The sequence below is a fragment of the Nocardioides sp. GXQ0305 genome, assembly GCF_050880345.1.
Taxonomy (GTDB): domain Bacteria; phylum Actinomycetota; class Actinomycetes; order Propionibacteriales; family Nocardioidaceae; genus Nocardioides.
This window is the reverse complement of record NZ_JBNYXG010000002.1, coordinates 717,255-736,778: the sequence shown is the minus strand read 5'-3', so window position 1 is coordinate 736,778 and position 19,524 is coordinate 717,255. Positions and strand designations below refer to the sequence as shown.

The following is a 19,524-nucleotide window of genomic DNA, read 5'->3' as shown; positions in this document are numbered from 1 at the left end:
ACCCGCCGAAGCGCTCGACGCGCTACTGTCCGAACACGACAACCCACCCGGTGTTGCACTCACCGGTTGAATCCACCGCGCAGCGACCGTCTCGAAACCACCACTGCCTGATCATCGGCCGGTGGTGGTTTCGAGCCCTTCGAGACGGTGCTGCGCAACCTCCTCAGGAACCAACGGGCCTTGACGGCCCTCCTCAACCACCGGCCTGTCGCGTCGTGACCACGGTGGGTGCCGCCCTCGCACCTATTCCCGGACAGTGTTCGCCGGCGACTCCTCAAGCTCCGGCGGGGGAGGGTTGCCAAGGGGTCGGCTGGGCCTGTCACCATCGACGGGTGACCACGAGCGACGGCGGGGGGCCGCCCGAGACCTACGGATTCCTGCGGGTTCCCTCCCTTCCGGTGCTGGACCTCACGATGCGCATCGGCGACCACTTCCTCGCGTCCGGCATGTCCGCCAACGACGTGGTCGTGCAGATGCTGCGCGTGATCCACGCGTACGGCCTCAGCGACGTCCACGTCGACCTCACCTACACCTCGATCTCGGTGACCCACTACCGCGGCCCGACCAAGGCACCGCTCACGGTGACCCGGATCGTGCAGCCGCTGCTCGTCGACTACACGAAGGTCCGTGACCTCGACGTGCTGCTCGCCCGGATCGAGGACGGGCTGGGCGTCGAGGAGGCGGTCGAGGCCTACGAGGCGATCTCGCACGCCGACCAGCCGTACCCGCACTGGGTCGCCGCGCTCGGCAGCGGCGGCATCGCCGCCGGCGCCACGCTGTCCTTCTCGACGTCGTGGGAGCTCGTGGGGATCTCGTTCCTGTCCGGCCTCACCATGGACCGGCTGATGACCTGGCTGCACAAGCGGCGGCTGCCGCCGTTCTTCAGCCAGGCCGTGGTCGCCGGGCTGATGACGATGATCGCGGGGCTGGTCGCCTACCTCGGCCGGATCGGCTGGGGGCCGTTCGAGGACCTCGACCCGACGCTGATCGTGGTCGGCGGCATCGTGATGCTGCTCGCGGGCGTGATGATCGTCGGGGCGGTGCAGGACGCGATCGACCAGTTCTACGTCACGGCGACGGCGCGCATGCTCGAGGTGATGATGCGCACCGCCGGCATCGTCGCCGGCATCCTGGTCGCGCTGAGTGCGCTCGAGGCCTGGGGCGGCGGCTTCAGGATCGTCAACACCTCCGACTCCGCGGCCCCGCTCTGGGCGCAGTACGCCGGCGCCGGGCTGATCGCACTGTCGTTCGCGGTCTACAGCTTCTCCGACCTCGGCACCATCGCGTTGACCACCTCGGTGGCCCTCGTCGGCTGGTCGTTCTACGTCGCCCTCGCCGAGGCCGGCTTCGGTGAGGTCTCCGCCAACACGGTCGGCGCCCTGGTCGTCGGCTTCTGCGCCACGATCATCGTCCGCACCACCCACGCGCCGGGCTTCGGCATGGAGAGCGGCGGCATCCTGCCGCTGGTGCCGGGGCTGGCGCTGCTCAACGGGCTCATGCAGATGGTCCAGGAGGGCGGCGGCAACCCCGCCATCGTCGCGGGCGGCAAGACCCTGTTCACGGGGGTCCTGGTCGCTTTCGGCATCGCGGCCGGTGCCACGCTCGGCACCTACTTCGGACGCCCGGTCAACGAGCAGGTACGCCGGTTCCGGCGGCAGGTGAAGGCCGCCGGCCGGGTCATCGTCCGCCCTCCCCAGCGCTGACCCGACGTTCCTGCCCGGCGGTCACCGGGGGCGTGATGCAATGACGGGGTGACCGAGGAATCCACCCCGCGCCCGTCGCACACCACCATCGCGGCGGGCATGGTGATCGCGGGCTCGGTCATGGTCGTCGTGACCGTCGGCGAGCAGATCGCCGGGATCAACTCGCTGGAGACGCGTCGGTCGGTCGAGGAGTTCCTCGCGACCAGCCCCGGCACCGGCCTCGATGCCCCGCAGGCCCTCCTGCTGCTCCGTACGGCGCTGATGGTGGTGGCCGGCTGCGCCACCGCGGCGGCGATCCTCGGCTACCACGTGCTCAAGCGGAACCGGTCGGCGCGGCTCGGGCTGACCTTCCTCGCGGTGCCGCTGTTCTTCGGCGGCCTCGCCACCGGCGGCTTCCTCACCTCGCTCGTCGCGGCGTCGGCGCTGCTGCTCTGGGTCGGGCCGTCGCGCGCCTGGCTCGACCGGACGCCGCTGCCGGAGCGGACCAGCCCCTTCGCGCAGCCACGGGAGACGCCGACCTGGCCGCCTCCGCCGCCGGTGCCGCCGCGCGACGACGTACCCCCGCCCCACACGGGGACCTTCGGCGCCCCGCAGCCACCCCCGCCCCCGCCTCCTCCGACCCCCGAACGCCGGCCGGTCGCGCTGGTCTGGGCCTGCGCGCTCACGTGGGGGTTCTGCGGCCTCGCGGCGGCGCTGATGGCCGCCAGCCTGACCCTGCTCGCCGCCGACCCGTCCCTGGTCTGGGTCGAGATCGAGCGCCAGAACCCCGGACTGCTCGCCGACAGCCAGCTGGCGCGCGACGACCTGCTCCGCTCCCTCTACGTGGTCCTCGGCGTCTTCATCACCTGGGCCGTCCTCGCGATGGTCCTGGGCGTGCTGGCCTACCGTCGCAACAGAGCGGGTCGGATCGGCCTGGTGGTCTCCGCGGGCGCGGCCGGCGGGCTCTGCCTCGTCGCCTCCTTCGGCTCCGGCCTGCTCCTGGTCCCGGCGCTCGCCTGCGTGGCCACGGTGATGCTGCTGGCGCGTGCCGACGTTCGTGCCTGGTTTGCAGCACGGCCGCCCCTTCCGTGATGGAATGAGCGCCATGAGCGACTCCACGGGGAACCCTCCTCCCGACCAGCCCGACCCCTCCGGCCAGCAGCCGCCGGCGTACCCGCCGCCGTCCGGCCAGCCCGAGCCGACGGCGCCGTACAGCCAGCAGCCGTACGGGCAGGAGCCGCCGCGCCAGAGCTTCACCGAGCAGTACGGCGCGTCGTACGGGCAGCCGGGCTACGGCCAGCCCGCGTACGGCCAGCCGGCCTACGGGCAGCCGTACGGCGTGGACTCCGACCGCCGCCCCGGCACCGTGACCGCGGCGGGCGTGCTGACCCTGGTGTTCTCCGGCCTGTCGCTGCTGCTGTTCGGCTTCGTGCTGGTCGCGGTGCTGGTCGCCCGCGACATGATGACGACCGAGCTCGAGACCACTCCCGGTCTCGAGGAGATCAGCGTCGACTCGGTGGTCACTGTCGCCGCCGTCACGATGGGGATCCTCGCCCTCTGGTGCCTGATCGCGATGATCCTGGCCGTGTTCGCGCTGCGCCGGTCCAACGGCGCCCGGATCGGCCTGGTCGTCTCGTCGGTGGTGGTCGCGCTGTTCAGCGGTCTCAGCCTGATCGGTGCCGCCGACCCCGTGTCGCTGCTGATGATCCTGCTCGTGTTCGGCGCAGCGGTCACGACGATCGTGTGCCTGTTCGCGGGGGGCGCCAGCGCCTGGTACGCCCGCCGGAGCGGCGGGGCGCCCGCCGGCTGGCAGGGCTCGCCGGTCGCCTGAGTCAGCGGCGCAGGTCGGCCTTCGCGAGCCGGCGCAGCCCCTCCTCGAGGACGCTGCGCTCCTTGCAGAACGCCCACCGGATCAGGTGACGCCCGGCGTCCTGGTCGTCGTGGAAGCCCTGGCACGGGATCCCGACCACGCCCGCGCGCCCGGGCAGCGCCTCGCAGAACTGCAGCCCGTCGTCCCAGCCGAGATCGCCCACGTCGGTCAGCGTGAAGTACGTGCCCTCCGACACCCGGGGCGAGAGGCCGACCTCGGCCAGGCCGTCGCAGAGCAGGTCGCGGTGGTCCTGCAGCCAGCGCGCGGTCGTCGCGGGGAAGTCGGACTCCTCGTCGAGCGCGTGGGCGACGGCGTGCTGGACCGGCGTCCCGGAGGTGTAGGTGAGCCACTGCTTGGCGGCCATGACCGCGTCCACCAGCTCGGCCGGCCCGGTTGCCCAGCCGACCTTCCAGCCGGTGACCGACCACGACTTGCCGGCGCTCGACAGGGTGAGCGTCCGGTCCCACATTCCCGGCAGCGTCGCGATGGGCGTGTGGCGGAGGCCGTCGAAGACCAGGTGCTCGTAGACCTCGTCGGTGATCACGACCAGGTCGTGCTCGATCGCGAGGTCCGCGACGGCCTGCAGCTCGGCGTCGGTCAGCACCGTGCCGGTCGGGTTGTGCGGGGTGTTGAGCAGCACGAAGCGGGTCCGCGGCGTCACCGCCGCCCGCAGCTCGTCGACGTCGAGCCGGTAGTCGGGGGAGCGGAGCGTCACCGGACGCCGTACGCCACCGGCCATCTGGATCATCGCGACGTAGGAGTCGTAGTAGGGCTCGAGCACCACCACCTCGTCGCCCGGGTCGACCAGGCCGAGCAGCGCGGCCGCGACCGCCTCGGTGCAGCCGGTCGTCACCACGACCTGGCGGTCGGGGTCGAGCTCGATCCCGTAGTGGCGCTGCTGGTGGCGGGCGATCGCCTGCCGCAACGGGGGTACGCCGATGCCCGGCGCGTACTGGTTGTGCCCGGCGTCGATCGCCGCCTGCGCCGCCTTCAGCACGCTCGCCGGCCCGTCCTCGTCGGGGAACCCCTGCCCGAGGTTCACCGACCCGGTCCGGACGGCCAGCGCCGACATCGTGTGGAAGATCGTCGTCGGGATCCCGTCGAGGCGTGCAGCGAGCATGCCGCCCACCGTAACGACCCCGCTCGGCGGCCCCCACCCCGATAGCTGGACGCCAACATCATCGTCCGAGGTCGCGAAACGATGACTTCGGCGTCCAACTATCCGAGAACGGACGGACCCCTCAGCGGACGGTGTGGCCGCTGGCGCGCAGGTTCTCGCAGGCCTCGACGACGCGGGCGGCCATGCCGGCCTCGCCGGCCTTGCCCCAGGCCCGCGGGTCGTAAGCCTTCTTGTTGCCCACCTCGCCGTCGACCTTGAGCACACCGTCGTAGTTGCCGAACATGTGGCCCGCGATCGGCCGGGTGAAGGCGTACTGGGTGTCGGTGTCGACGTTCATCTTCACCACGCCGTAGTCGACGGCCGCGCCGATCTCCTCGGCGGTCGAGCCGGAACCGCCGTGGAAGACCAGGTCGAAGGGGCGCGCGTCGTCGCCGAGGCCGAGCTCGGAGGCCGCCGCCTCCTGGGCGGCCTTGAGGATCTCGGGGCGCAGCTTGACGTTGCCGGGCTTGTAGACGCCGTGCACGTTGCCGAACGTGAGCGCGGTCAGGTAGCGGCCGTTCTCGCCGGCGCCGAGAGCCTTGACGGTCGCGATGGCGTCGTCGGGCGTCGTGTAGAGCTGCTCGTTGATCTCGTTGGCGACGCCGTCCTCCTCGCCACCCACGACGCCGACCTCGATCTCGAGGACGATCCGGGCGGCCGCGCACCGGGCGAGCAGGTCCTCGGCGATCGTGAGGTTCTCGTCGAGGGGTACGGCGGAGCCGTCCCACATGTGCGACTGGAACAGCGGGTCCTCGCCGCGCGCCACCCGCTCGGCTGAAAGCTCGACCAGGGGACGCACGAACCCGTCGAGCTTGTCCTTCGGGCAGTGGTCGGTGTGGAGCGCGATGTTGACGGGGTAGTTCTTCGCCACCTCGGCGGCGTACGCCGCGAACGCGACCGACCCGGTCACCATGTTCTTGACCGTCGGGCCCGAGAGGTACTCGGCTCCGCCGGTCGAGACCTGGATGATCCCGTCGGACTCGGCGTCGGCGAAGCCCTTGAGCGCGGCGTTGAGGGTCTGCGAGGACGACACGTTGATCGCCGGGAACGCGAACGACCGGCTCTTGGCCGCGTCCAGCATCTCGGCGTACTTCTCGGGAGTGGCGATCGGCATGCCGCCACCCTAGTGGCTACTCGCGGGTCGTCCCGAGGCGTGATCCGGTGGCCGGATGGCGGACGGTCGCCCCGGTGCTCTGGACCACCTCGCCGATGGCCGTGACCTCACGCGACCCGGTGCGTTGTCGGGTCACCACCGGATCCGGAAGATCGCACGCCGGCGTGCCCCCACCCGACCGGGTCCGGCTCGGCCTCCCCCACCGGGGGCGGGTCGACCCCCCGTCGGCCCGCCCCCACCTTCCGGCGTGGAACGACGTCGCGGCCGCGGCGCCGCGGGTACGGTGCGCTCAACCGACCCTGGGAGACCGACGTGGCCGACCGTTCCGTACCGCCCGAGCTCCACACCGCCGGCCTGCTCACGCCGGAGTCCCGTGCCGTGGCGGGCCTGGCGCTCGCCGTGGCGGGACTGCTGAGCGGCAACATCCTCGCGACCGGGCTCCAGCTGCTGCTGGTGGGCAACGGGTCCGGCGACCTGGGCCCGTACGCGGTGGCGCTGGGTGCCGGGGCCGCGCTCCCTGCCGTGGTCGCGCTCTTCCTGGTGCGGGAGCAGGCGCGCGGGCCGGTGTCCGGATGGCCGGGCCACGTGTCGCGGGCGGCCGCCGTGGTGGCCTTCCTCGTGCTCGCGGGCGCCGTGCTCGCCGTCCTGGGCGGGCTGCTCCACACCTCCTGAGCGCGCCTCACGTGCCGCCCTCCGAGACAGGTCCGCACATCCTCCTCAGGAGCCACCTCGCCAGGCGGAATCGCCTGACAGGTCGGCGTAGGAGCGCACCCATGCGTGCATGGCGACGGCAGCGGCGGCGCTGGCGTTGATCGAGCGGGTCGACCCGAACTGCGCGATCGAGAACGTCCCGTCGCAGACCTCGTGGGCCGCCTCGGAGAGGCCCGGCCCCTCCTGGCCGAACAGGAAGCAGACCCGCCGCGGCACCTCCATGGTCTCCAGGTGGGCGGAGCCGGGGAGGTTGTCGATGCCGAGCAGGGTCACCCCCTGCTCGTGCAGGTACGCCGCCAGGTCGGCGGGCGTCGGGTGGTGGCGGAGGTGCTGGTAGCGGTCGGTGACCATGGCGCCGCGGCGGTTCCAGCGGCGGTTGCCGACGATGTGCACCTCGGCGGCCAGGAAGGCGTTCGCGGTGCGGACGATGGTGCCGATGTTGAAGTCGTGCTGCCAGTTCTCGATGGCGACGTGGAAGCCGTGGCGGCGGGTGTCGAGGTCGGCCCGGATCGCCTCGACCGTCCAGTAGCGGTAGCGGTCGACGACGTTGCGCCGGTCGCCGTCGCGCAGCAGCTGCTCGTCGTACTGCTCGCCGGTCGGCCACGGGCCCTCCCACGGGCCGACGCCCACCTCGGGCGGGCCGTGCGGCATCGGGTCGTACGGCGCGTTCTCGGTCATCTCAGAAGGCGGCGATCGACTCCGGCGCCCGCTGCGGCCGGCTGAGCGTCCGGACCACCGCGGCCTGGCCGTGCCGGTCGACGGCGACCTGCGCCAGCAGGTCGATCGCCAGTCGCACGGCCTCGTCGGGGAGGACGGGCGTCTCGACGCCGACGCTGGACGCGAGGTCGTCGCCGTGGACCACCATCTCCATCAGCCGGGTCACCACCAGGTCGTGGGCGCTGAGCGCCCAGCCCTGCCACGGGATCATCACGACCGTGTCGTCCTGGACGGTGCCGAGGACTCCCGGCAGGGCGGCCAGCCAGGCGTGCGTACGGTCCGCGACCGCGCCCGGCCCGTCGGCGGCGGCCTGGTCGGACCCCTCGCGGATCGACACGTTCACCTCGTCGTCGAGACCGCTGTTGGCCCAGGCGGCTCGCCGGTAGTGCTCGCGTAGCTCGATCGGCTCTCCGTCGCCGGGGCCGGCCGACAACAGGTCGACGGTGGTGCCGAGCTGGGCGGTGAGGTGGTGGGCCAGCCCACCGACGCTCATCCCGGCGCAGGAGCTCTCGACGTCCCAGCGCTCGACGACGGGGTCGGAGAGGGCGAGGTCGCGGACCGCTGCCGCAGTCGCGAGGACGGTGTCGGCGATGCTCAGGGCCACCCCGGGAGGCTACCCCTGAGCGGCTAGGGTCGGGGGGTGCTGGCCACCGCGCTCCCCGACCTCGCCCCGCTGCTGCTGGGCATGGACTGGATGGACCCGGAGTGGCTGCTGGAGACGTTCGGCGAGGCGCTGTTCTGGCTGAGCCTGGCGATCATCTTCGTGGAGTGCGGGCTGTTCTTCCCGTTCCTGCCCGGCGACAGCCTGCTGTTCGCGATGGGGCTGTTCATCGCGGGTGAGAACGTCGACGTGTTCCCCGGTCCGCCGTGGGTCGACCTGATGATGGCGCTGGTCCTGTTCACGGTCGCGGGGTTCGGCGGCAACGTGGCGGGTTACGAGATCGGCCGCAAGATCGGGCCGCCGCTCTACGAGCGCGACGGGCGGGTCCTCAAGCAGAAGTACTTCGACCAGACCCGGGTGTTCTTCGACCGGCACGGCAACAAGGCGCTGGTGATCGGCCGGTTCGTGCCGTTCGTCCGGACCTACGTCACCGTGGTCGCGGGCGTGACCCGGATGGAGCGGCACCGGTTCTTCCTGTGGAGCTTCGTCGGAGCGGTGCTGTGGGTGGTCAGCATCACCGTCGCCGGCTTCTTCCTGGGGGCGGCGTTCCCGACCCTGGGCGAGAACATCGACAAGGCGATCATCGTGATCATCGCGGTCTCGCTGCTGCCGATCGCCTACGAGTGGTGGCGGCACAAGCGCACGGCGTCCCCCGAGGCCGCCGACAGGGACGGCGACGGCCGGCCCGACCGCGACATCATGGGCCAGGACGTCGACTAGGACGTCGTCCGGGCCGCGTCCAGCTGGGCCTTGGTGAGTACCGGGCGGACCTCGAGGCCGACGTCGGCGAGCGGGTTCTCGACCTCGGGGCTGCGGTCGATCGCGCAGACGACGTGGTCGACGGTGGCGCCGGCGTCGCGCAACCGCGTGGTCGCGTCGCGCACCGCGCCGCCGGTGGTGATCACGTCCTCGACGAGGGTGATCCGCCGGCCGTCGACGTCGGGGCCCTCGGCGAGCTTGCAGGTGCCGTAGGTCTTGGCCTCCTTGCGGACGAACAGCGTGGGCAGGCCGGTCTCGCCGCTCAGCACGGTGGCGATCGGGATGCCGCCCATCTCGAGCCCACCGAGCAGCTCGGTGCCGGAGGGGACCAGGTCGCGCATCCGGGCCACGACCCGCCGCAGCAGGGCGGGGTCGGACTCGAAGAGGTACTTGTCGAAGTACTCGGTGCTCCGCTGCCCCGACCGGAGCGTGAACTCCCCGGTGAGACGGCAGCAGGCGTCCACGTCGCGGGCGAGGCCTTCGATCGGCTCCGGGTCGCTCATGGCGCCGACCCTAGGGCACGTGGCCCGTGCAGCCTGGTGGCAGGCTTGCGGGCATGAGCAACGTGGACCTGATGGCCGGACCGCCCCCGACCCACCTGCCCGACGACCCCGCCGCCGACGACCTCGCCGATGGTGCCGAGCCGGCCGACGTCGTACGCCGCCACCCGGCGTCGCCGATCGCCTGGGCAGCACTCGCGGCGCTGTCGGCCGAGCGGGGCGACGACGACGTCACGACGTACGCCTATGCGCGGGTGGGCTACCACCGCTCGCTCGACCTGCTGCGCCGCAACGGCTGGAAGGGCCACGGCCCGGTCCCGTGGTCGCACGAGCCCAACCGCGGCTTCCTGCGCTGCCTGGCCCTCCTCGCGCTGTCCGCCCAGGCCATCGGCGAGACCGACGAGGCCGAGCGCTGCGCCACCTTCCTCCGCGACTCCTCCCCCGAGGCCGCGGCCGAGCTCCTCCCCTGACCCGTCACTTCTGCAGGTTGGGCAGCTGCCCACCCGTCACTTGTGCGGGGTGACATCCTGCCGACCCGTCAGTTGTGCACGTGGGGTCAGGCCTCATGTGAGAGGTCACAGGCCCCCAAACCTGCAGAAGTGACGGCTCGGCAGAGTCAGAAGCTGGACGAGTGACGGCTCGGCAGGGTCAAGACCTGCAGAAGTGACGGGTCGCGGGGGGAAAGGGTCAGCCGCCCAGCAGCGAGCGGACCTTCTCGGGGCCGAGGGCGAGGATCAGGGTGGGCAGGCGCGGGCCGCGCTCGGCGTCGACGAGCAGGTGGTAGAGCAGCCGGAAGAACTCCTTCTGGTCCGCCTTCACCTCCTCGGTGGGGGCGTCGTCGAGGCCGAGGCCGCGGGCCAGCTTGGGGACGCCGTAGACCAGCGAGGTGACCTCGTCCAGCGCCAGCGAGCCCTGGGGCGGGATGCCCTGGAGCAGCAACGACACCCACTCTGACTCCCGCGGGCCGAGGGCGGCGAGCGCCACCGCGTCGGGCGCGGCGCGCACCGTGGTCCGGTCGGACGCCGGCACGAACTCCGTGGTCCACTGCATCGCCTTCGACAGCCGCGGCTCGAGGTCGGCCACCGAGTCGTGCGGGTAGCCGACGTCGGACACCAGCCGGCTGATCTGGTCGGCCGACCCGGCGGTCACGTCGGCCACCGACGACAGGACCCGGAACGGCACGGTCACGGGCGACACCGGCAACGGTCCCGCGGCGACCGTCGAGGAGGCCCGCTCGTGGGCCAGCACCGCGCCGTCGCGCTTGCCCGCCGCCGCCTTGCGGCCGAGGGCGTCCCACTCGTCGTACAGCCGGACCACCTCGGGCCCGAAGTCGATGTCGAAGGTCTGCTTGGGGTTGCGGCGCACGTAGAGCCACCGCAGGACCGGCGCCTCGAGCACCCGCAGGGCGTCCGCCGCGGTGGGCGCGCCGCCCGCCGACGACGACATCTTCTGCACACCGGCGAAGCCGACGAAGCCGTAGCCGAACCAGGCCGGCCGCGGCATCCCGAAGACCGTCTCCACCAGCTCGTGGCCGACCGTGAACGACGACCCCGGCGTCGCGTGGTCCATGCCGGCCGGCTCGAAGTCGACGTGCTCGGCGGCCCACCGCATCGGCCAGTCGACCTTCCACACCAGCTTGCCCTCGTCCTGGGTGGCGAGGTTGGTGACGTAGGAGTCGCCGCACGCGCAGGTGTAGGCCAGGTCGGTCGTCTCGTCGTCGTACGACGTGAGCGTGACCGTGTCGCGGCCGCAGCCCCGGCAGTAGGGCTTGTAGGGGAACCGGGCGAGGTCCTCCGACGTGCCGCCGGCGGCCTCCTCGGCGTCGGCCACCGAGTCCTCGAGTGCGGCGGCCTCCTGGTCGGACGAGGCGACCTGCTGGGCGACCCTCGCCCCCTTGGTGCGGTAGCGCGCCAGCACCTGCTCGATCTGGTCGCGGTGGCGGACCGCGTGCAGCACCTGCTCGCGGTAGTGGCCCGACCGGTAGCGCTCGGTCTGCGAGACCTCTTCCATGTCGACCCCGAGGGCGTGGAGGGCGTCGCGCAGCGGCTTCTTGAAGTGGTCGGCCCACGAGGGGTGGCACTCCCACGGGTCGGGGACGGCCGACAGCGGCCGGCCGATGTGGTCGGCCCACGACGCGTCGACACCTGCCGGGACCTTCCGGAACCGGTCGTAGTCGTCCCACACGTGCAGGTGCCGGACGGCGGCGTCGCGCCGCGCCAGCTCGTCGGCGACGAAGTGGACGGTGAGGAACTCGCGCAGGTTGCCGAGGTGGACCGGTCCGGACGGCGAGGCGCCCGACGAGCAGGTCACCAGGGCGCCCTCGTGGTCGCCCTCGTGCGCGTGCCGGAGTGCGTCGTCAGCGGCGCGGGTCACCCAGTCGGTCGGGGGACCCTGCTGGCCTCGTGCCATGGGCGGGGGCTCCTGGGAGTCGTCGTGCGCGGGACGGGCAGGTCGGGACGGCTCACGCTACCGGGACCGACGAAGGGCCCCGGAATCGTCCCCTGTGGCGACTCCGGAGCCCTTGCCTGCGCGGATGGCCGCCGCAATCTCCCGATCTGGCTGCCTACGGCCCGACAACCTCCCCCGCGAAGTGGTCGGCCGAGGTGTGCGCAGGGGACATCCTGACATCCGGCCCGGACAAAGCATGGCCACGAAAGGCCGCTGGCACTAACATGCCAATTGTGACCGCCCTCGCAGCGGCGCTGGGCCTCTCCAACGCCCAGGAACGGCTCTACCGCCAGGTGCTGGCGGCCACCGGTACGCCGCTCGTGCAGCTCGCCGAGGGCCTGCTGCGCACCAGTGACCAGCTGCTCGAGGAGCTCGGTCCCCTCGTCCAGATCGGCGTGGTCACCGTCGACGCCGACGGCAACGTCGTCGTGGTCACCCCACCCGACGCGATGGGCCTGGTGCTGGCCCAGCACGCGCGGTCGATGCTGGAGTGCAGCCAGCAGCTGAGCACCATGAGCCGGCTGTTGCCGGAGCTGCGCGGCGACGGACCGATGACCCCGTCGGAGGAGGCGCAGCCGCTCGACGGGGAGGTGCTCGCCGGTGGCGACATCCCCGACCAGCTCGCCGGCTGGATCCGCGAGACCTCGGGGGAGCTGCTGTTCCTCCGCCCGGACCAGTGGCGGATGCCGAGCGAGTCGCAGATGGCGGTCGAGGTCGCTGCGGCGATCCAGGACGGACGCGTGGCGCGCGCCATCTACCCCGCCCGAGCACTGCGCGAGGCGCCGAAGGTCCTGGTCGGCCGGGCCTCGATCGGCGAGCTGATCCGGGTCGTGCCGGAGGTCCCGACCCGGCTCGCGGTGATCGGCGACCGGGTGCTGATCCCCGACCCGCCCGGCCTGAGCGGCGAGCGCCGTCGGCTGGTGCTGCGCCAGCCGGGACTGGTCGAGCTCGCGGTCGGCTACTTCGAGGCGATGTGGGAGCGCGCGGTCGCGGTCCCGGCCCTCGACCGGGGCCAGCCCACCCCGGACCTCAACGAGCTGCTGCTGCACCAGCTGGCGCAGGGCGCCAAGGACGAGCAGATCGCCCGCACCCTCGGTGTCAGCCTGCGCACCGTCCGCCGCCGGATCGCCGCGATCATGACCGAGCTGGGTGTCGACTCGCGGTTCCAGGCCGGCGTCGAGGCCGTACGCCGCGGCTGGCTCTAGCGGGCGGGTGGCAGCACCATCGAGTACGCCGCCGGCACCACCCGCCAGGTCCGCTGCCGCTCCGGCCCGGAGATCTCGCCGTCGGCTGCGCTGTAGAACGCCTCGCCGGACACCGACACCTCGCGCGCGCGGAGGTAGAGCACGTCGTCGCGCCGGTGGTGGCGGCCGCGCGCCAGCTGGACGGCGTACCCGAGCTTGGCGGGGAGGCTGACCGATCGCGAGATCATCACGTCGACCCGGCCGTCCTCGGTGTCGGCGTGCGGCGTCAGCTCGGTGCCGCCGCCGACGCTGGTGCTGTTGCCGACCGCGAACATCAGCACCGGGTCGTCGACGTCGATGACGACGTTGCCGTCGACCTTGATCGTGAGTCGCAGCTGGGGTGGCCTGAACGCGGCGTGCACGGCGCCGATCGGGTAGCCCAGCTTGCCGAGGTTGACCTTGCCGACCCCGATCGCGCCGAGCCGCTGCTTCCAGCGGTGGCCCCGCCGGCTGGCCTGGGCGCTGGCGCCGACGTGGACCGAGTTCACGACGACCTCGCCCATCTCGTCGACGACGAGGTCGACGCGGCGCGGCTCGCCGTCGAGCAGCAGCCGGGCCGCCTCCTCGGGGTCGAGCGGGATGTCGTTGCCCCGGGCGAAGTCGTTGCCGGTGCCGACCGGGATCAGGCCGAGGGTGGCGTCCGCGAGCTCGTTGCGGCGATGGAGCGCGGCCACGACGGCGTGCAGGCTGCCGTCGCCCCCCGCGACGACGATGCGTCGTGACCCGGCCCGGTGCAGCACGCCGTCGAGCTCACCGGGGTCGGCGGTCGAGGCGACCTCGACCGATGCGCGCTCCTCCAGCACGTCGAGCGCGGACCGGAGGCGGTCCTCGTGGGCGGTGCCGGCGCCGGCGTTGGTGACGACGAGATACGACTCCACGGCCCGGACCCTAGCCGACGGGTGGGAGGGTGCCGACGTCGCTTGGTAGCCTCGGCCCGCAAGAGCCCCGCCGCGGTTGTTGCCGCCCGGGGCTCGCGGCATTTCCGACCTCGACAGTGACCCCGACGTGGAAGGCGGGCCCCCGATGCCGGCCATCATGATCCTCGGCGCCCAGTGGGGCGACGAGGGCAAGGGCAAGGCCACCGACCTGCTCGCGACGACCGACACCATCGACTTCGTGGTCCGCACCAGCGGTGGCCACAACGCCGGCCACACGATCGTCGTCAACGGTGAGAAGTACGCCACCCACCTGCTGCCGTCGGGCATCCTGAGCCCCGGGGCGACCTCGGTGATCGGCAACGGCGTCGTCGTCTCTCCGGAGGCGCTGTTCCGCGAGCTCGACGGGTTGCTGGCCCGCGGCGTCGAGGGCGTCGAGGAGCGACTCGTCGTCTCGGCCAACGCCCACGTGATCGCGTCCTACCACTCCACGGTCGACAAGGTGACCGAGCGGTTCCTCGGCAAGTCCAAGATCGGCACCACCGGCCGCGGGATCGGTCCGGCGTACGCCGACAAGGTCAACCGGCTCGGCATCCGGGTCGCCGACCTCTTCGACGAGAAGATCCTGGCCGCCAAGGTCGAGGGCGCGCTCGAGGTGAAGAACCACCTGCTGGCCAAGGTCTACAACCGCCGGGCCGTCGAGGTCGACGCGGTCGTCGACGAGCTGCTGTCGTATGCCGACCGGTTGCGGCCGATGGTCGCCGACACCTCGCTGCTGCTCAACCGGGCGCTCGACGACGGCCGCACGGTGCTGTTCGAGGGCGCCCAGGCCACGATGCTCGACGTCGACCACGGCACCTACCCGTTCGTCACGTCGTCCAACCCGGTCGCCGGCGGCGTCTGCGTCGGAGCCGGTGTCGGACCGACCCGGGTCGACCGGGTGATCGGCGTGATCAAGGCCTACACCACCCGGGTCGGCTCCGGCCCGTTCCCGACCGAGCTGTTCGACGCCGACGGCGAGAAGCTCTGGAAGGTCGGCGGCGAGGTCGGCGTCTCGACCGGCCGCGACCGCCGCTGCGGCTGGTACGACGCGGTCATCGCCCGCTACGCCGCCCGGGTCAACGGCCTCACCGAGCTCTTCCTCACCAAGCTCGACGTGCTCTCCAGCTGGGAGAAGGTCCCGGTCTGCGTGGCCTACGACGTCGACGGTGAGCGCCACGACGAGATGCCGATGACCCAGACCGAGTTCCACCACGTGAAGCCGGTCTACGAGCACCTCGACGGCTGGTGGGAGGACATCTCGGGCTGCCGCAGCTTCGAGGAGCTGCCGGTCAACGCCCAGCGCTACGTCCGCACGGTCGAGCAGATGTCCCGCACCCGGATCTGGGGCGTCGGCGTCGGCCCGGGGCGCGAGCAGACGCTCGAGGTGCCCCCCACGTAGCCCGCGGCATGTGCCTGGGCGTGCGCCCAGGCACACGTGTCGTCGGGGCTACGCCGAGGCGCGGACCACCAGCTGGCTCGGGATGATCAGCCGGTAGGGGCCGCCGGTCTCGCGGCCGTCGATCCGGTCCAGCAGCAGCTGGGTGGCCCGCGCGGCCATCTCGGTGATCGGGTTCTTCATGGTGGTCAGCGGCGGGTCGGTGGTCTCGGCGACCCCCAGGTCGTCGTACCCGACGACGGCGAGGTCGTCGGGCACCCGCAGGCCGCGCGACCGGGCGACGGCGAGGGCGGAGCGGGCCATCAGGTCCGAGGCCACGACCAGCCCGTCGAGGTGGGGGTGCCGCGCGAACAGCTCCTCGGCCGCCCGGCGTCCGCCCTCCTCGGTGAAGTCGCCGTGGACGACGGCGTCGGACGGGAGCCCGGCGGCCAGCAGCGCGTCGTGCCAGCCGGTCAGCCGGTCGATGGCCGCCGTCATGTCGGCCGGACCGGCGATGGTGCCGATCCGCCGGCAGCCGCGGCGGACCAGGTGCTCGGTGGCGTCGCGGCCACCGGCGACGTTGTCGACGTCGACGTAGGGCACCCGGTCCGAGCCGGTCCAGGGCCGGCCGCCGAACACGCAGGGGAGCCCGATCTCGGGCAGCAGCTCGGCCAGCCGGTCGTCGCGGTGGTGGGAGACCACCAGGGCGCCGTCGACGTGCCGGTTGGAGAGGTAGCGGAGCATCCGCGTCTCCTCCGCCCCGGGGCGCGCCAGCAGCAGCACCAGCTGCATCTCCCGCTCGCCCAGCACCCGGGTCACCGCGCGCAGCGTCGAGGCGAAGAACGGGTCGTTGAACACCCGGTCGTCGGGTTCGGGGACCACCACGGCGACCGAGTCGGTCCGCCGGGTGACCAGCGCCCTCGCCGCCCGGTTGGGGACGTAGCCGAGGGTGCGCACCGCCTCCTCGACCGCCCGCCGGGCGCTCTCGCTGACCTTCGGCCCGCCGTTGACGGCGCGCGACGCGGTCGCCCGGGACACCCCTGCGACCCGCGCCACCTCGTCGAGGGTCGGCAGCGCGGACGAGCCGGTCGGGTTCACCGTCGCCACGCTAGCCCTCCCCGCCGGGCAGCCGGCCGGTGCGACAGACCTCGGCGTACCATCGTGCGCTGGCCTTGGGGGTCCGGCGCTGGGTGGGGTAGTCGACGTGCACCAGGCCGAACCGCTTCGCGTAGCCCTCCGCCCACTCGAAGTTGTCCATCATCGACCAGGCGAAGTAGCCCCGGACGTCGGCGCCGGCCTCGCGGGCCGCGTGGACCGCCCGGAGGTGGGAGTCGAAGTAGGCGAGCCGCTCGGTGTCGTCCACCTCGCCGTCGGGGCCGACGACGTCGTCGTACGCCGCGCCGTTCTCGGTCACCACCAGCGGGAGACCGGGGTGCTCGTCGTGGAGCCGCACCAGCAGCCGGGTCAGCCCCTCCGGCTGCACCTCCCAGCCCATCGCGGTGAGGGGCAGGTCACGCTTGGGCATCCACATCTGCTCCAGCCCGGGGAACGGGCTGCGGCCGTCGGGGTCCGGGCCGGGCTCCGCGGAGACGGCGTCGCCGTGGTAGTAGTTCACGCCGAGCACGTCGATGGGCGCGGAGATCGCCGTCAGGTCGCCCTCGCGCACCACGTCGGTCCACCCGAGGTGCTCGGTGTCGGTCAGCAGGTCGGCGGGGTAGGCGCCGCTGCGGATCGGCTCCAGGAACATCCGGTTGTGCAGCGCGTCGACCCGTCGGGCGGCGTCGACGTCGGCGGGGTCCTCGGGGTCCGCCGGGTCGGCCACGGTGAGGTTCAGCGTGACGCCGAGGGTCTCGGCGCCCCGGCCGCGCAGCTCGGTGGTGGCCAGGCCGTGGGCGAGCATCAGGTGGTGGGCCGCCCGCATCCCGGCCGCTCCGTCGCGCCGCCCGGGGGCGTGCCGGCCGGAGGTGTAGCCGAGGAACGCCGAGCACCACGGCTCGTTGAGGGTCGTCCACACCGGCACCCGGTCGCCGAGCGCCTCGTGGACGGTCACGGCGTACTCGACGAACCGGTCGACGGTGTCGCGGACGGTCCAGCCCCCCGCGTCCTCGAGGACCTGCGGGAGGTCCCAGTGGTAGAGCGTCAGCCAGGGCGCGATCTCGTGCGCCAGCAGCTCGTCGACCAGGCGGTCGTAGAAGCCGATGCCCGCCGGGTTGGGGGCGCCGCCGTCCGGCCGGACGCGCGGCCAGGCGACCGAGAAGCGGTACCAGCCGGCGCCGAGCCCCGCCATCAGCGCGACGTCGTCGGCCATCCGGTGGTAGTGGTCGCAGGCGACGTCGCCGGTGTCACCGCCGGCGACGGCCCCGGGCACGCGGGAGAAGGTGTCCCAGATCGACGGCGTCCGGCCGTCCTCGGCCACCGCACCCTCGATCTGGTAGGACGCCGTGGCGAGCCCCCAGCGGAAGTCGGACGGGAACCGGACCGGTCCCCGGGCGGCCTGGGCGGAGGCCGTGAGTGTCGTGGTCATCCCTTGACGGCTCCTTGCATGATGCCGGACACCAGCTGGCGTCCGGCGGCGATGAACAGGACGAGCAGCGGGACGGTCGCCAGCGTGGTGCCGGCGAGCACCAGGCTGTAGTCCTTGAAGAAGCCGCTCTGGAGCTGGTTGAGCGCGACCTGGATGGTCGGGTTCTCGGCGGGGAGGGCGATCAGCGGCCAGAAGAAGTCGGTCCAGACCTGCATGAACGTGAACAGCCAGAGGATCGCGGCCGCGGGCCGGGCCGCCGGCGCGGCGACGTGCCAGAAGATCCGGATCTGCGAGCAGCCGTCCATCCGGGCCGCCTCGATCAGCTCGTCGGGCAGGGCGTCGACGAGGTACTGGCGCATGAAGAAGACGCCGAACGCCGTCACCAGCCACGGGATCACGACCGCCCAGACGGTGCCGGCCCAGCCGAACTCCGCCATCAGGATGAACAGCGGCACCACGCCGAGCTGGGTCGGGACCGCCATGGTGGCGATCACGAAGACGAGCAGCACGCCGCGTCCGCGGAAGCGCAGCTTCGCGAACGCGTAGCCGGCCAGGGTGCAGAAGAACACCACCGACACCGCGGTCACCGAGGACACCAGGAGGCTGTTGCCGAGCGCCTTCCAGAACGGCACCGTGTCGAGCGCGCGCTGGGCGTTGTCGAGGAAGTGGCCGCCGGGCAGCAGCGGCGGGACGCCCTGGGCCGCGACCTCCTTGGTGTGGGAGCCGAGGAGGAACGACCAGTAGAGCGGAGCCGCCGAGCCGAACGCGAAGGCGAGCAGCAGTCCGTAGACCAGGAACCCGGGGCGCCGGCTCATCGCAGCTCACCGCCGATCCGCCCCAGCCGCCGGATGGCGAGGTAGTTGAGGGCGGCGATGCCACAGATGATCACGAACAGCATCCAGGCGGTCGCCGACGCCCGTCCGAGGTCGCGCAGCTGCCACCCGAAGTCGTAGATGAGCATCGTGATCGTGCCGAACTGCCGGTCCGCGCCGCCGTTGCGGGCGTTCGTCTCGTCGAAGAGCCGGGGCTCGGCGAAGATCTGGAGCCCGCCGATGGTGGAGGTGATGATGACGAAGATCATCGTCGGCTTGATCATCGGCAGCGTGACGTGGCGGAACTGCCGCACCGGGCCAGCACCGTCGAGCTCGGCGGACTCGTAGAGGTCGCGGGGGACCGCCTGCATCGCGGCGAGGAAGATCAGCGCGTTGTACCCGGTCCAGCGCCAGTTGACCATGGTCGCGATCGCGACGTGGCTCGCGAACCGGTCGGTGTGCCACGGGACCGCGTCCAGCCCGATGCCCCCGAGGAGCTGGTTGACCAGTCCGTAGCGGTCGCCGAACAGGCTGCCGAAGATGATCGCGACCGCCACGGGGGAGACCACGAACGGCAGCAGGATGCTCATCCGCCACCAGGTCCGGCCGCGGAGCTGGTTGTCGAGCAGGGCCGCGAGGGTCACCGCGATCACGACCTGCGGGACCGAGGAGAGCAGGAAGATGCTGATCGTGTTGACCAGCTGCTTGAGGAAGTAGGGGTTGGCGAGGACGTCCTGGTAGTTCTGGAGGCCGACGTACTCCCCCTTCCCGCCCAGCAGGCTCCAGTCGTGCACGGAGACCCACGCCGTGTACGCGAGCGGGAACAGCCCGATCAGCGCGAACAGCAGGAAGAACGGGGAGATGTAGAGGTACGGCGAGAACCGGACGTCCCAGGCCGCCAGCCGCTGCCGGAACCCGGGCCTCGCGTCGGGGGGACGTGAGGCGTCACGGGTCGTGATCGGCGACGGGGACACCGCGCCAGTATCGGTGTCCCCGTCGCGGACCTGGATGAGCCGGATCATCGGGCGTCG

The 19,524-nt window shown here is 72.3% G+C and carries 19 protein-coding genes; 8 read left to right on the top strand and 11 right to left on the bottom strand.

Going from position 1 to position 19,524, the window contains the following annotated elements; all coding sequences use genetic code 11:
- Window positions 1-332: 332 nt before the first annotated feature.
- From ACQ1X7_RS08540 to ACQ1X7_RS08530, 3 genes are read left to right on the top strand one after another with little or no spacing between them, the layout of a single operon-like run.
- Window positions 333-1,703, top strand: coding sequence for a threonine/serine ThrE exporter family protein (locus ACQ1X7_RS08540; RefSeq protein WP_432477740.1), 1,371 nt, complete (start codon window positions 333-335; stop codon window positions 1,701-1,703).
- A 48-nt stretch (window positions 1,704-1,751) separates the two neighbouring features.
- Window positions 1,752-2,774: a hypothetical protein gene (locus ACQ1X7_RS08535; RefSeq protein ID WP_432477739.1), complete on the top strand. Its 1,023-nt coding sequence runs from the start codon at window positions 1,752-1,754 to the stop codon at window positions 2,772-2,774.
- A gap of 13 nt (window positions 2,775-2,787) precedes the next feature.
- Window positions 2,788-3,513 carry a hypothetical protein gene (locus ACQ1X7_RS08530; RefSeq protein ID WP_432477738.1) on the top strand — a complete coding sequence of 242 codons (726 nt, stop codon included), beginning with the start codon at window positions 2,788-2,790 and terminating at the stop codon, window positions 3,511-3,513.
- Window position 3,514: 1 nt separating this feature from the next.
- Here the strand turns inward: ACQ1X7_RS08530 and ACQ1X7_RS08525 are convergent, their stop codons facing one another.
- Window positions 3,515-4,672, bottom strand: coding sequence for a pyridoxal phosphate-dependent aminotransferase (locus tag ACQ1X7_RS08525; RefSeq protein WP_432477737.1), 1,158 nt, complete (start codon window positions 4,670-4,672; stop codon window positions 3,515-3,517).
- A gap of 121 nt (window positions 4,673-4,793) precedes the next feature.
- Window positions 4,794-5,825, bottom strand: coding sequence for a class II fructose-bisphosphate aldolase (gene fbaA / locus ACQ1X7_RS08520; RefSeq protein ID WP_432477736.1), 1,032 nt, complete (start codon window positions 5,823-5,825; stop codon window positions 4,794-4,796).
- Window positions 5,826-6,137: 312 nt separating this feature from the next.
- Here fbaA and ACQ1X7_RS08515 point away from each other — a divergent pair, with 312 nt between their 5' ends.
- A complete protein-coding gene (locus tag ACQ1X7_RS08515) occupies window positions 6,138-6,497 on the top strand; it encodes a hypothetical protein (RefSeq protein ID WP_432477735.1) in 360 nt (119 codons plus the stop codon).
- A 45-nt stretch (window positions 6,498-6,542) separates the two neighbouring features.
- Here ACQ1X7_RS08515 and ACQ1X7_RS08510 read toward each other — a convergent pair whose 3' ends face one another.
- The gene (locus ACQ1X7_RS08510; RefSeq protein WP_432477734.1) at window positions 6,543-7,214 is read right to left on the bottom strand and encodes a TrmH family RNA methyltransferase; all 672 of its coding nucleotides are present in this window, start codon (window positions 7,212-7,214) and stop codon (window positions 6,543-6,545) included.
- 1 nt (window position 7,215) lies between these two features.
- The gene (locus ACQ1X7_RS08505; RefSeq protein WP_432477733.1) at window positions 7,216-7,857 is read right to left on the bottom strand and encodes a maleylpyruvate isomerase N-terminal domain-containing protein; all 642 of its coding nucleotides are present in this window, start codon (window positions 7,855-7,857) and stop codon (window positions 7,216-7,218) included.
- Window positions 7,858-7,893: 36 nt separating this feature from the next.
- Here ACQ1X7_RS08505 and ACQ1X7_RS08500 point away from each other — a divergent pair, with 36 nt between their 5' ends.
- A complete protein-coding gene (locus ACQ1X7_RS08500) occupies window positions 7,894-8,634 on the top strand; it encodes a DedA family protein (RefSeq protein ID WP_432477732.1) in 741 nt (246 codons plus the stop codon).
- On the opposite strand, the gene pyrE is transcribed toward ACQ1X7_RS08500, so the two are convergent.
- Entirely contained in the window at window positions 8,631-9,176 is a 546-nt protein-coding gene (gene pyrE / locus ACQ1X7_RS08495; protein WP_432477731.1) for an orotate phosphoribosyltransferase, read from the bottom strand. The two genes, ACQ1X7_RS08500 and pyrE, sit on opposite strands and share 4 nt — an antisense overlap.
- Before the next feature lie 53 nt (window positions 9,177-9,229).
- Here pyrE and ACQ1X7_RS08490 point away from each other — a divergent pair, with 53 nt between their 5' ends.
- Window positions 9,230-9,643, top strand: a complete 414-nt coding sequence (locus ACQ1X7_RS08490; protein ID WP_432477730.1) for a DUF3151 domain-containing protein — start codon at window positions 9,230-9,232, stop codon at window positions 9,641-9,643.
- Window positions 9,644-9,860: 217 nt separating this feature from the next.
- On the opposite strand, the gene lysS is transcribed toward ACQ1X7_RS08490, so the two are convergent.
- Complete coding sequence (lysS, locus tag ACQ1X7_RS08485; protein WP_432477729.1) at window positions 9,861-11,582, bottom strand: lysine--tRNA ligase; 1,722 nt, start codon at window positions 11,580-11,582, stop codon at window positions 9,861-9,863.
- Between the two features lie 272 nt (window positions 11,583-11,854).
- Here lysS and ACQ1X7_RS08480 point away from each other — a divergent pair, with 272 nt between their 5' ends.
- Window positions 11,855-12,826 (top strand): LuxR C-terminal-related transcriptional regulator, encoded by a 972-nt coding sequence (locus ACQ1X7_RS08480; RefSeq protein ID WP_432477728.1) that lies wholly within the window; start codon window positions 11,855-11,857, stop codon window positions 12,824-12,826.
- On the opposite strand, the gene ACQ1X7_RS08475 is transcribed toward ACQ1X7_RS08480, so the two are convergent.
- A complete protein-coding gene (locus ACQ1X7_RS08475; RefSeq protein ID WP_432477727.1) occupies window positions 12,823-13,743 on the bottom strand; it encodes a diacylglycerol/lipid kinase family protein in 921 nt (306 codons plus the stop codon). The genes ACQ1X7_RS08480 and ACQ1X7_RS08475 overlap by 4 nt on opposite strands.
- Window positions 13,744-13,888: 145 nt before the next feature.
- On the opposite strand from ACQ1X7_RS08475, the gene ACQ1X7_RS08470 reads away from it, so the two are divergent.
- Entirely contained in the window at window positions 13,889-15,181 is a 1,293-nt protein-coding gene (locus ACQ1X7_RS08470) for an adenylosuccinate synthase (protein WP_432477726.1), read from the top strand.
- 48 nt (window positions 15,182-15,229) lie between these two features.
- Here ACQ1X7_RS08470 and ACQ1X7_RS08465 read toward each other — a convergent pair whose 3' ends face one another.
- Genes ACQ1X7_RS08465 through ACQ1X7_RS08450 form a run of 4 tightly spaced genes read right to left on the bottom strand, consistent with a single transcriptional unit; the run spans window position 15,230 to window position 19,515 of the window.
- Window positions 15,230-16,255, bottom strand: coding sequence for a LacI family DNA-binding transcriptional regulator (locus ACQ1X7_RS08465; RefSeq protein WP_432477725.1), 1,026 nt, complete (start codon window positions 16,253-16,255; stop codon window positions 15,230-15,232).
- A gap of 10 nt (window positions 16,256-16,265) precedes the next feature.
- The gene (locus ACQ1X7_RS08460) at window positions 16,266-17,681 is read right to left on the bottom strand and encodes a GH1 family beta-glucosidase (RefSeq protein ID WP_432477724.1); all 1,416 of its coding nucleotides are present in this window, start codon (window positions 17,679-17,681) and stop codon (window positions 16,266-16,268) included.
- Window positions 17,678-18,496, bottom strand: a complete 819-nt coding sequence (locus ACQ1X7_RS08455; protein WP_432477723.1) for a carbohydrate ABC transporter permease — start codon at window positions 18,494-18,496, stop codon at window positions 17,678-17,680. Before ACQ1X7_RS08455 ends, ACQ1X7_RS08460 begins: the two co-directional genes overlap by 4 nt.
- Window positions 18,493-19,515 (bottom strand): carbohydrate ABC transporter permease, encoded by a 1,023-nt coding sequence (locus ACQ1X7_RS08450; RefSeq protein ID WP_432477722.1) that lies wholly within the window; start codon window positions 19,513-19,515, stop codon window positions 18,493-18,495. The genes ACQ1X7_RS08455 and ACQ1X7_RS08450 overlap by 4 nt, the downstream gene beginning before the upstream one ends.
- Window positions 19,516-19,524: the final 9 nt, after the last annotated feature.

Coding starts and splice junctions, on each gene's coding strand:
- fbaA (WP_432477736.1), bottom strand. CDS start 5,825: ATGCCGATCGCCACTCCCGAGAAGTACGCCGAGATGCTGGACGCGGCC.
- ACQ1X7_RS08460 (WP_432477724.1), bottom strand. CDS start 17,681: ATGACCACGACACTCACGGCCTCCGCCCAGGCCGCCCGGGGACCGGTC.
- lysS (WP_432477729.1), bottom strand. CDS start 11,582: ATGGCACGAGGCCAGCAGGGTCCCCCGACCGACTGGGTGACCCGCGCC.
- pyrE (WP_432477731.1), bottom strand. CDS start 9,176: ATGAGCGACCCGGAGCCGATCGAAGGCCTCGCCCGCGACGTGGACGCC.
- ACQ1X7_RS08510 (WP_432477734.1), bottom strand. CDS start 7,214: ATGACCGAGAACGCGCCGTACGACCCGATGCCGCACGGCCCGCCCGAG.
- ACQ1X7_RS08490 (WP_432477730.1), top strand. CDS start 9,230: ATGAGCAACGTGGACCTGATGGCCGGACCGCCCCCGACCCACCTGCCC.
- ACQ1X7_RS08455 (WP_432477723.1), bottom strand. CDS start 18,496: ATGAGCCGGCGCCCCGGGTTCCTGGTCTACGGACTGCTGCTCGCCTTC.
- ACQ1X7_RS08470 (WP_432477726.1), top strand. CDS start 13,889: ATGCCGGCCATCATGATCCTCGGCGCCCAGTGGGGCGACGAGGGCAAG.
- ACQ1X7_RS08530 (WP_432477738.1), top strand. CDS start 2,788: ATGAGCGACTCCACGGGGAACCCTCCTCCCGACCAGCCCGACCCCTCC.
- ACQ1X7_RS08450 (WP_432477722.1), bottom strand. CDS start 19,515: ATGATCCGGCTCATCCAGGTCCGCGACGGGGACACCGATACTGGCGCG.
- ACQ1X7_RS08525 (WP_432477737.1), bottom strand. CDS start 4,672: ATGCTCGCTGCACGCCTCGACGGGATCCCGACGACGATCTTCCACACG.